The organism is Brevibacillus gelatini (assembly GCF_003710935.1).
Classification (GTDB): domain Bacteria; phylum Bacillota; class Bacilli; order Brevibacillales; family Brevibacillaceae; genus Brevibacillus; species Brevibacillus gelatini.
Map to the genome: position 1 here is coordinate 255042 of NZ_RHHS01000027.1, position 10800 is coordinate 265841.

The 10800-nt window shown below is 52.8% G+C and carries 9 protein-coding genes; 8 read left to right on the forward strand and 1 reads right to left on the reverse strand.

The features are described 5' to 3' along the window. Window positions 1-35: 35 nt before the first annotated feature. The 3 genes from EDM57_RS11890 to sdhB are packed head-to-tail and all read left to right on the forward strand — an operon-like array spanning window position 36 to window position 3190. Window positions 36-647 (forward strand): succinate dehydrogenase cytochrome b558 subunit, encoded by a 612-nt coding sequence (locus EDM57_RS11890; RefSeq protein ID WP_122904976.1) that lies wholly within the window; start codon window positions 36-38, stop codon window positions 645-647. A gap of 18 nt (window positions 648-665) precedes the next feature. Then, window positions 666-2423: a succinate dehydrogenase flavoprotein subunit gene (gene sdhA / locus EDM57_RS11895; protein WP_122904977.1), complete on the forward strand. Its 1758-nt coding sequence runs from the start codon at window positions 666-668 to the stop codon at window positions 2421-2423. A 17-nt stretch (window positions 2424-2440) separates the two neighbouring features. After that, window positions 2441-3190, forward strand: a complete 750-nt coding sequence (sdhB, locus tag EDM57_RS11900) for a succinate dehydrogenase iron-sulfur subunit (RefSeq protein WP_122904978.1) — start codon at window positions 2441-2443, stop codon at window positions 3188-3190. A 31-nt stretch (window positions 3191-3221) separates the two neighbouring features. Here sdhB and EDM57_RS11905 read toward each other — a convergent pair whose 3' ends face one another. Beyond that, on the reverse strand, window positions 3222-3683 hold the full coding sequence (locus EDM57_RS11905; protein WP_122904979.1) for a MarR family winged helix-turn-helix transcriptional regulator: 462 nt from the start codon (window positions 3681-3683) through the stop codon (window positions 3222-3224). A 178-nt stretch (window positions 3684-3861) separates the two neighbouring features. Here EDM57_RS11905 and EDM57_RS11910 point away from each other — a divergent pair, with 178 nt between their 5' ends. The 5 genes from EDM57_RS11910 to EDM57_RS11930 all read left to right on the forward strand — a co-directional run bounded on the left by EDM57_RS11910 (window position 3862) and on the right by EDM57_RS11930 (window position 10760). After that, complete coding sequence (locus EDM57_RS11910) at window positions 3862-7626, forward strand: S8 family serine peptidase (protein WP_122904980.1); 3765 nt, start codon at window positions 3862-3864, stop codon at window positions 7624-7626. A 99-nt stretch (window positions 7627-7725) separates the two neighbouring features. Beyond that, window positions 7726-8088: a hypothetical protein gene (locus EDM57_RS11915; RefSeq protein WP_246005796.1), complete on the forward strand. Its 363-nt coding sequence runs from the start codon at window positions 7726-7728 to the stop codon at window positions 8086-8088. A 79-nt stretch (window positions 8089-8167) separates the two neighbouring features. Then, window positions 8168-8626 carry a chemotaxis protein CheX gene (locus tag EDM57_RS11920; RefSeq protein WP_122904982.1) on the forward strand — a complete coding sequence of 153 codons (459 nt, stop codon included), beginning with the start codon at window positions 8168-8170 and terminating at the stop codon, window positions 8624-8626. Window positions 8627-8935: 309 nt separating this feature from the next. Next, window positions 8936-9799, forward strand: a complete 864-nt coding sequence (locus EDM57_RS11925) for an ABC transporter permease subunit (RefSeq protein ID WP_342771480.1) — start codon at window positions 8936-8938, stop codon at window positions 9797-9799. Between the two features lie 37 nt (window positions 9800-9836). Next, window positions 9837-10760: an ABC transporter permease gene (locus EDM57_RS11930; protein ID WP_122904983.1), complete on the forward strand. Its 924-nt coding sequence runs from the start codon at window positions 9837-9839 to the stop codon at window positions 10758-10760. Window positions 10761-10800: the final 40 nt, after the last annotated feature.

The window sequence follows — 10800 nt, forward strand, 5'->3', positions numbered from 1 at the left end:
ATGAGCGCTATATACACTGAAAGGGGGACCATTGTATGGCGAAAGGCCATAGCTTTCTCAGTCACAAGCTGCACTCACTTCTTGGTTTGTTTCCGATCGGGCTCTTCCTGCTGTTCCACTTGACAGCCAACTACCAGGCGACCCGTGGAGCCGAAGCATTCAACCAGACAGTTGGTCTGATTGAAAACGTTCCGCTTCTGCTGGTAGTTGAATTCGTTTTCATCTACATCCCGATCCTGTTTCACGCTGTTTACGGTCTGTACATCGCGTTCCAAGCGAAGCACAACGTAGGGAACTTCGGTTACTTCAGAAACCACATGTTTCTGTGGCAACGGGTAACAGGTATCATTACCCTTATTTTCATTGTCTGGCACGTATGGGAAACTCGCATTCAGAAGGCATTGGGTGCATCTGTTGACTTCGACATGATGGCAAACATTTTCAGCAGTCCAGCAATGATCGTATTCTACACAATCGGGATTATCAGCACGGTTTTCCACTTCTCCAACGGACTCTGGTCTTTTTTGGTTCACTGGGGAATTACGGTTGGACCGCGTTCCCAACGAGTTGCAACATATTTAACTATGGTCGTCTTCGTGGTTGTAACCTTCATCGGATTGCGTGCGATGTCGGCTTTCATTCTGTAGGGATAGGGGGACTAAATCATGGCAAAAGGTAAACTTATCATTGTCGGTGGTGGATTGGCCGGCTTGATGGCTACTATCAAAGCTGCAGAAAAAGGCGTTCCCGTTCAGTTGTTCTCCCTGGTTCCGGTAAAACGTTCCCACTCTGTATGTGCACAGGGCGGTATCAACGGTGCGGTAAATACCAAAGGGGAAGGCGACTCCACATGGGAGCACTTCGACGATACAGTTTACGGTGGAGACTTCTTGGCTAACCAGCCACCTGTAAAAGCAATGTGCGATGCAGCACCTGGAATCATCTATATGCTGGACCGGATGGGCGTCATGTTCAACCGTACACCAGAAGGTCTGCTTGACTTCCGCCGTTTTGGTGGTACCAAACACCACCGTACTGCGTTTGCAGGCGCAACAACCGGACAACAGCTGCTGTACGCGCTGGACGAGCAAGTACGCCGCTATGAAGCAGAGGGTCTTGTAACCAAGTACGAATACTGGGATTTCCTCGGAGCCGTTCTGGACGAGAAAGGAACCTGTCGCGGGATTACCGCGCAAAACCTGCGTTCCGGTGAAATTCAATCGTTCCGCGCAGATGCCGTTATTTTGGCAACAGGCGGCCCTGGTATCATCTTCGGTAAATCGACCAACTCGATCATCAACACAGGTACAGCAGCGTCTGCCGCTTACCAGCAAGGCGTAATCTACGCCAACGGTGAGATGATCCAGATTCACCCGACTGCGATTCCTGGCGACGACAAGCTGCGCCTGATGTCTGAATCCGCGCGCGGTGAGGGCGGTCGTGTATGGACGTACAAAGACGGTAAGCCTTGGTATTTCCTGGAGGAAAAATATCCTGCCTACGGAAACCTGGTACCGCGTGACATTGCGACTCGCGAAATCTTCTCTGTCTGCGTAGACATGAAACTGGGTATCAACGGCGAAAACATGGTATACCTCGACCTGTCCCACAAAGATCCAAAAGAGCTGGATGTAAAACTGGGCGGTATTATCGAGATTTACGAAAAATTCGTAGGGGACGACCCGCGCAAAGTACCGATGAAGATTTTCCCTGCCGTTCACTACTCCATGGGCGGAATGTGGGTAGACTACAACCAAATGACCAACATCCCTGGTCTGTTCGCAGCGGGTGAGTGCGATTACTCCCAGCACGGCGCAAACCGTTTGGGTGCAAACTCCCTGTTGTCCGCGATCTACGGCGGTATGGTTGCCGGTCCAAAAGCGATCGAGTACATCAACGGTTTGAACCAATCTTCGGATGACCTGTCTTCCACTCTCTTTGACAGCTACACCAGCAAAGAGCAGGCGAAATACGACAACATCCTGAAAATGGACGGAACGGAAAATGCTTACCTGATCCACAAGGAGCTGGGTGAGTGGATGACCGATAACGTAACGGTAGTTCGTTACAACGACCGTCTGCAAAAAACAGATGAGAAAATTCAAGAGTTGATGGAGCGCTACAAAAAAATCAACATCAACGATACGAGCAAATGGAGCAACTCCGGAGCTTCCTTCACCCGTCATCTGTGGAACATGCTCGTTCTCTCCCGTGCGATTACAATCGGTGCGCTCATGCGGAACGAGAGCCGCGGCGCTCACTACAAGCCGGAATTCCCAGAGCGTGATGACGAGAACTTCATGAAGACAACCATGGCGAAGTTCAATCCGGAAACAACGGCGCCAGAAATCTACTACGAAGACATCGATGTTTCGTTGATCCCGCCACGGAAACGCGACTATACATCTGACAAGAAGAAGTAAGAGAGGAGGAAACGGACATGGCAGAAAAATTGATTCACCTGATTATTACTCGCCAAGACAGCCCTGACAGCACTCCATACAAGGAAGAGTTCAAAATCCCGTACCGTCCTGGCATGAACGTGATTGGTGCGCTGATGGAGATCCAACGAAATCCAATCAACGCGCAAGGCCAAAAAACCTCTCCGGTCAACTGGGAATCGAACTGCTTGGAAGAAGTATGTGGCGCTTGCTCGATGGTCATCAACGGAAAACCACGCCAGGCTTGCTCCGCACTGATTGACAAACTGGAGCAGCCAATTCGCCTGGAGCCAATGAGCACGTTCCCTGTACAGCGCGACCTGTCGATTGACCGCAGCCGCATGTTCGATGCGCTGAAACGGGTAAAAGCATGGATTCCAATCGACGGTACGCATGATCTGGGACCAGGTCCGCGCATGCCGGAAGTGGAACGCCAATGGGCGTACGAACTGTCCAAATGCATGACGTGCGGGGTTTGCCTGGAGGCTTGCCCGAACGTGAACGCGAAGTCCGAGTTCATTGGACCGTTTGCCATCTCGCAGGTTCGCCTGTTCAACCAGCATCCAACTGGTCAAATGAACAAGCATGAGCGTCTGGAAGCATTGATGGGAGACGGCGGTATCGGTGATTGCGGTAACTCGCAAAACTGCGTGCAAGCTTGTCCAAAAGGCATCCCGCTCACTACCTCGATTGCGCATATGAACAAAGAAACAACCAAACATGCCGTGAAGAAGTTCTTCTTCTCCTAATCGTTTGGAAAAAGAAAAAGGCGTGCGCCGGTTATCCGGAATGCACGTCTTTTTTTCTTGCGTCAGCGACAGCGGCGGCTGCCAGTTTTTCAAACAGGTGCACGAACTGCTCACACTCTTCTTCGCTGAGATGGGAAAACAACTGCCGAAGTGTTTCCAGCCGTGCCTGCTTCGCCTGGGCCAAAATTTTTTTCCCGGGTTCCAACAGGCTAATGTGGACGACGCGGCGGTCTTCCTCATTGCGATCCCGGCTGACGTAGCCGTGCTTGTCCAGCCGATCGATCATCGCGGTAATCGCACTCGGCTTGACCATCATGGAATCGGCCAATTCTCCGACGGTACATCTTTGCCGTTGTTCCAACTGATTGAGAATGTAAAATTGCGCGCCTGTCAATCCGGGAACCGGCTCTGCCATTTGCGGTCCCAGGGTGCGCATAATAGTGCGAAAAGCTTCTTGCAGGCGGTCAATGGATTCGGTGGAAGGAGAAGACATGCTGATTTCAGCTCCTTGCAGCGTAGTTGCATAAAATTTCGGATGAAAAATATTTAACGCATTTAAATATAGGCGGATTCACCTGTTTTGTCAACCTTCGGCAAAAGACGGGAATACCCAGGCGGCTCCCAGTGAAAACTGATACATAATGGGTGTACTTCCAACAAGGGGGCAAACGATGAAAAAACAGGTGATGAGCTTAGGGTTAGTGTTGGTTTTGCTTCCCGTAACGACAGTGGGCCATACAAGGGCGGATGTTTTCGCATACGGCGACGCCATCAGCTTGCACAATGTGGTCATGCGCGATTTGGCGGAAATGAAGGAGCAATCACATACAAGTCATGCGACGGGCGAGGCTGAAAAGCGTGCGCGGGCCGAATGGGCCAACGAGTGGCAGCGTTCCGAGCATGTCGTCATGGGCGAAAAGGCGGCAACTGCCCCATCGTCAACATTGGAGATGATCGAAGCAAAGCGCGCCTGGCAGGAAGCAGGGGTCAAAGGGGAAGGAATGCTCATCTCGGTCATAGATACCGGGGTGAATCCGCAGCACCCTGATTTGCCGCCGCCGCGCGACAAACGATTGGCTGTGCAAAAGTCAGGCTCAGCGCAAAAAGTGATTCCGGGCTTCAACTGGGCAGACCGCAATCAGACGACCGAGGACGTAGCCGAATCGCAGCATGGCATCCATGTCGCGGGGATTATCGCCGCCAACGGCAAAGTCAAGGGCGTCGCGCCGGAATCGCAAATCTTGAGCCAAAAAGTGTTTTCCAACTACCAAGGGGAAGTACCGGGCTTGAGTGAGTCGATCTTGTTTGCCATTAACGATTCGATCGCCAAAAAAGCCGATGTCATCAACCTCAGCCTTGGTTCCGCCGCCGGATATGTAGACGAGTCGAACATCGAGCAAATGGCCGTGAAAAAGGCGGTGGACAATGGTGTCATTGTCGTGGCGGCAGCGGGGAACGACTCGTACTTCGGCAGTGACAAAGTAAGGGCGCAAAATCCGGATGTCGCGATGATCGGTTCTCCTGGCCTTAGCCCGGATGCGTTTTCTGTCGCTTCCGTCAACGCGACGACACTTGCCGGCCACAGCTTCAGCGTTCAGGGAGTGCCAGGGCTGGAACGCGTCGTCTACTTGCCTGGCCACGTGGAGAGCGGGTCAGCGCTCAATCCGATTGCGTCTTTGGTGAAGCCGTATCCGCTTGTTTACATGGGAAAAGGAAAAAAAGAAGACTACAACGTATCGGTCAAGGAAAAAATCGTGCTGCTGGAGCGCGGAGATACTACCTTTGATGAAAAGCTCCGCCTTGCCAAAGAAGCGGGAGCCGTCGGCGCGATTATTTACAACAACGAGCCAGGGCCGCTCATCATTAGCGCGGAGCATTTGAAGCAAATTCCGGCGGTGGCGGTGCTGAAGCAGATGGGCGAGCAGTTGGCCCAAGCGGTGAAAAAGGGGAAAAAAGTGACAGTCACCTTCGATGGCGAATACGCGCAAAACCCGATGCCCTACCCGGACGGAGGAACGATTTCCGGCTTTTCCTCCTGGGGGCCGACTCCGGACCTGCAGTTCAAGCCGGAGATTGCAGCACCGGGCGGAGGGATTTTGTCGCTCGTCCGCGATTCGGAGTACGCCGTGAAAAGCGGTACCTCCATGGCGACACCGCACGTAGCAGGCGGGATGGCGCTGCTCAAGCAGGCTTACCAAAAGCAGGGGCGCAACCTGCAAGGCAGAGCGCTCGTCGAGACGCTGAAGGCAGCGGCGATGAACACAGCCGAACCGATCCTGGACCCACGTGTGGGCGAGGCTGCTTCCGACAAGGCCAAAGAGAAAAAATACCCGTACAGCCCGCGCGTTCAAGGGGCAGGCTTGCTGCAAATCGCCAAAGCGATCCAGACACCGGCGGTCGTAGTCGATGGCAAAGGCAAGGCAGGTGTCTCGCTGGGCGAGATCGGGAACACGACGACGTTTTCCCTGTTTGTCGATAACAAGTTCGGGAAAAAGCCGATCACGTACCAGCTCCAGGACGAATTTGGCGTCATGACCGACTTGCGCAAGGACGGCTTGAACATGCTCACAGCAACCGCGCTCACAGGAGCGCAACTGCGCTTTTCCGCACCGAAGGTAACGGTGGCGCCTGGCAAGCGTGCCGAGGTAAAGGTAACGCTCACCATCCCGCAGGGAGCAACCCGCAATCAGTTTGCCGAAGGGTTTATCTCGTTTGCACCAGAAGATAAATCGTTGCCGGTTTTGCGCGTGCCTTACTTCGGCTTTTTCGGCGACTGGGACGAGCCGCGGATCATGGATCAGCCTTTGTGGGAGGCGGGCAGCCAGGAAAAACGAACCGGCGTCAAAACGACCTGGTATCACGACAAGCGCAACGACAAATGGCGCTACCGCGATTATTTGGGCGTGACCGGGGTAAAAGAAGACGGAACCGTGCAGATCGATCCAGGCCAGATTGCCTTTTCCCCGAACGGAGACGGACACTACGATGTCGCAGCTCCGTCGATTACGTTTTTGCGCAACGCCCGGCAAGTAGTCGTGGAGGTAACGGATCAGTCCGGCAAGCCTGTACGGACATTGGTGCGGGACGAGAAGGTCAGCAAGTACGATCAGTCCAAGCTGGGCACGCCTTACTACTACACCGAGCGGGAGGCGTGGAGCTGGGATGGCAAAATTTTTTCGCCGCAAAAAGGCAGCTATGTGCAGGCGCCGGATGGAGCCTATCAGTTTGTCATCAAGGCGAAAATCGACGGGCGCGATGCCAATTGGCAAACGATGACGCTGCCGATCCGGGTCGACACGAAACCGCCTGTCATCACCGCTTCGCTGTCCGGCAACAAGGTGCAGTGGAGCAGCCGCGATAAAGACGTGCAAGGCTATCTGCTTTACGTCAACGGAAAAAAAGCAGGTGGCCCGTACTCGCCGAAAATTACCAGCACCATCATCAATCAGCCGGAGAAAAAAATGAGCGTAGTCGCCTTCGATTACGCCGGGAACATCAGCGTGGCGAACATCAACGGGAAAAGCGATACCATCCCGCCGTTCGTGGAATTCCCCGACGATCTGTTCAGCTACCTGAAAATATCCAGACAGCCGGATGTCGCTTTGCGCGGGAAGGTAACGGGCGAGGAACTGCTCGATCGGGTGCGGCTGTCGATCAACAAGACACCGGTAAAGCTGGAGACAGACGGCTCGTTTGAAACGATTCTCCGGCTGCAGGAAGGGCTGAACTACGTGCTGTACAGCGCTTCTGACATGTACGGCAATACGCGGCAGTTCACGCAACGAATCATCGTCGACACGACTCCCCCGATGCTCCAGCTGCAAAACGACGGGACAGAGGACATTCAGTATGACCCGGCAACGAAAACGATGCTCGTTCCGATCCGCTTCCAGTACCGCGATCAGACGTACAAAGGACAGGCGAGCGTCAACGGCCAGATTGTCGCCAATTTTGAGGAAGACCAACTGGAAATCCCGGTTCTAAAAAATTTGACACATATTTTGCCAATGAAGCAAGGAGAAAACCGCGTCCTGATCGAAGGAAAAGATGGAGCAGGCAACCAGAGCACACTGCTGTTGTACGCGTACGTGGATGCGAGCGCAGGTACGGTCGTACTCAGCCAGGGTGAGCAGCGGCTGAACTACCGGGCGAGGCCAATCGCTGCTCCCACAATCAAGCTGGTGAACAAACAGGTGGAAGGCCGGGAAGGCGAGGCCCTGCCGATTGAGGGCAAGGTGACGGGAGCCGGTCCGATCAGCTTGCGAATTACGTACGGAGAGAAAATGGTGCCTGCCGACGTCAACGACCGGGGCGGGTTCCGACTGGTACTGGACCGGATTGAGGAAGGCAAGCAAAAATTGACCGTAGTTGCGACGGATTCGCTGGGACGGGAAGCGCGTGCCGAGGTGAATGTGATCGGGAAAAAGAGGCAGTAGGGATGGCCCGGTACAGCGGATGAACGCTTGTGCCGGGCCTGCTCTTTTGGAGGGAAACACATTTCGATGTTTTATCACGGAATTAAGTGGGAATATGTAATGAGAGAGTTTCCGCTGCTGTCGCCGAGAAGACGTACCGGGAAACGCGGCAAGGAACAGAGGATGGATCGGCTGCACCTGCTGCAGCAGTTTGGCCTGGAGCCTGTCCACCTGCTCGAAGCTGATGAGAGCTACCCGGACGAGCGATGCATCAGGGAGTGCCTGGCGTTTGGCGATACGGTATTTGCGTTTGAGCGGCTCGGCTTGCCCATGTGGCAGCTAAGCAGGCATGAGGTCGGGGTAGAAGTGCTTGATTTGCGCACCTGCTCAGCTATTTATACCAAAAGGCATGATGCGAAAGTAGAGGATTTGTTTCCTGGAGTTTGTGGAGATAGTGACCTTTTGCCTATTAACTTTTTGTGAGAGTCTTGCATCTGCCAAATGTCGACATTATGATAGTCCTATAGCAGAGATAATTGCCCGGGAAAGGAAGAGATCGCAAATGATAGTCCAATACCTAGATCCGTTTCTTGAATCAGCCTCCTCTGTGATTCAACAAGTGTGCAACGTGGGGATTTCTCGGGGGGAACCAGCTGAAAAAGAATGGAGCAATTCGGAAGGTCACACCTGGCTTCGTATCGGGATGACAGGTCAATTGCAAGGTGACGTGTTGTTTGGTCTGCAAGAGGAGTTGGCTTTGCGTATTGTCTCTGCCATGATGGGTGGTTATCCTGTGCAGGAGATGGATGAGCTCGGAAAAAGTGCCATTTCCGAGTTGGGGAACATGATCTCAGGCAACGCAAGCACGCTTTTGTCCAATCGCGGAGTGTTCGTTGACATTACGCCGCCATCGTTTTTGCAGCATCATGATTTGCAGGACGTGTCAGGGACAGCGCTGACAGCTCCGCTCGAACTGCACGACATGGGGCGAATGGAAATTCAAATGATCGTTATTCGGTAGAGGCGGCTCATGGCCGTCTTTTTTTGTATAGGAAGGAGTTTTTTTGTTTTCGGATCCAGCAGAAGGGCAGCATAGCGAGGCATCGAGACTTTGGATAAAGCGAAAAAGCAAGACTTGTGCCTTTCAGGAAGGAGAGACTCGTTGACGGTTGGTGTGCGCAACCAGGTTGGTTCATGCCTGACACCCTCCTTTTGCCTGCGATTGCATGATCTATTATCTGAAATATAAAAAAACATAAAATATTTTTGATTGTGTGGATGATTTTTTATAGATGGTGTATTGTTGGAATTAGTAAGGGGGTAGGAGTGCTTGTCGTATGTGAAACAACTGCTTGGGATGTTCTTCCTGGTGATCGTCGTCTGTGGCGGGCCGTTTATGCTATATACGGTAAAAGAAGAAATTGTCTTCGAGCCGGGAGCGATCGTCGTTCACACCGTCTATTTGATCCAGCAGTTGGCGAGTGGTTCCCTCGGGACGTACTATTTGGGCGAGAATGAGAGAAGCATTGCAGAAGATATTGTTCCGTTTGCCTTGAATACGTTCAAGCTGCTGTTTTCCAGTGTCAGCATCGCGGTTGTGGCCAGTCTCGTATTCGGCTTGTTTTTGCAGCGCTTCCGTGCGGTTCGTCAACTGCAAAAGATATTGAATCTCGTATCCACGATTCCTGATTTTATTCTGATTTTTATGTCGATTCTGGCAGCTGTTGCGTTTTACAAGTGGACGAACATTCGGGTTATCACGTTGTCGCCTACCAGCGATTCTACCAACGACTGGTTTCCGATGATGCTTCTCGCCATCGGGCCCACCATTTTTTTGATGAAGGTAGTCAGTCTCAAGTACGCGCAAATCGGCGGCGAGGACTACATCAAGACAGTGCTCGCCAAAGGGATGGGCATCTGGCACGTGCTCATCCATCACGTCTACAAAAATATCAAGCCGTTTCTCATCGCGGATTTGAAAAAGACAATCGCCATTACCGTAGCGAATCTGTTCATCGTGGAGTATTTGCTCAACGTGGTCGGGTTGACCCGCTTTATTTTCAGCAAAGGCGGCGGCTACCAGTTTAACGCGGCGGTGATGGGGCTGCTCGGGATTATTTTGCTCTCGCTTCTGGTCTACGTGCTCATCCGCGCGGCTTTGTACTTGTTTGAACGGGTGGTCGTTTACAAATAACGCAATTTTTATTCGGAACGAGTGAGGTTTGTCTTCTATGCAAAAACGATTCAACTGGTCTTTGTGGACAGGCAGCATCCTGGTGACCCTGCTCGTCATCATCGGTCTGATCGGGCCTTATATCGCGCCGTATGATCTGGACTTTCAAGAAAAGCTTCGCAACGAGGTCGTAGATGGCAAAACGGTCATTATCGCACCGCCGCTGCCTCCATCTGCAGAGCATTGGCTGGGGACGGATAAATGGGGGTATGACCTGCTGACCATGCTGCTTCACGGTGCGCCCTACACCGTGTTCGTCACACTGGCGGTGGCCGCCGTGCGCCTGTCGATCGGAACCATTCTCGGTCTGTACATTGGCGTGCAGGACAAGCCGCAGCGGTGGTGGCTGGCGATTGAAAATGCCTGGAGCTACATGCCCATTTTCATTCCGGTCTACTTTTTGCTAATGGGAATCAGCATCAATCCACAACTGCCGACGTCAACCCTTGTTTTGTTTTTCGTCCTGGTCGTCGGCATACTGGGAGCGCCATCTGTCGTTTCTTCCATCCGGCAAAAGACGGAGCAGATCAAGGAATCGCAGTACGTTCTTGCCGCTGTCTCACTCGGAGCGGGCCGCGAGCAAATCATTTTCCGGCATATTCTCCCGCATTTGAAGGAGCAGATCATCATAATTTTGGTGACGGAAATGGTTGCGATCATGACCTTGATGGGGCTTCTGGGGATGTTCGACCTGTTCGTGGGCGGGACGAAAATGACGACGGACCCGGTCCTGTTTCACTCGATTACACACGAGTGGGCAGGGTTGCTCGGATCGTACCGAGGCTTTGTGTACAGTAATTACACCTGGATTTTCCTCACACCGCTGGCTGCCTTCGTCTTTGCGGTCGGCTCGTTTACCCTGCTGGCAAAGGGATTGCGTGAAAAGTATGAGCAGACGTATCACCGGACGCCGTTTATTTAAAAGCTGGACGGTAGTGCATGAAAGGGGCTGTCCAGAAAGT

Excerpts from the sequence above, each read along its gene's own strand:
- EDM57_RS11890 (WP_122904976.1), top strand. The coding sequence starts at position 36 with ATGGCGAAAGGCCATAGCTTTCTCAGTCACAAGCTGCACTCACTTCTT.
- sdhA (WP_122904977.1), top strand. The coding sequence starts at position 666 with ATGGCAAAAGGTAAACTTATCATTGTCGGTGGTGGATTGGCCGGCTTG.
- sdhB (WP_122904978.1), top strand. The coding sequence starts at position 2,441 with ATGGCAGAAAAATTGATTCACCTGATTATTACTCGCCAAGACAGCCCT.
- EDM57_RS11905 (WP_122904979.1), bottom strand. The coding sequence starts at position 3,683 with ATGTCTTCTCCTTCCACCGAATCCATTGACCGCCTGCAAGAAGCTTTT.
- EDM57_RS11910 (WP_122904980.1), top strand. The coding sequence starts at position 3,862 with ATGAAAAAACAGGTGATGAGCTTAGGGTTAGTGTTGGTTTTGCTTCCC.
- EDM57_RS11915 (WP_246005796.1), top strand. The coding sequence starts at position 7,726 with ATGAGAGAGTTTCCGCTGCTGTCGCCGAGAAGACGTACCGGGAAACGC.
- EDM57_RS11920 (WP_122904982.1), top strand. The coding sequence starts at position 8,168 with ATGATAGTCCAATACCTAGATCCGTTTCTTGAATCAGCCTCCTCTGTG.
- EDM57_RS11930 (WP_122904983.1), top strand. The coding sequence starts at position 9,837 with ATGCAAAAACGATTCAACTGGTCTTTGTGGACAGGCAGCATCCTGGTG.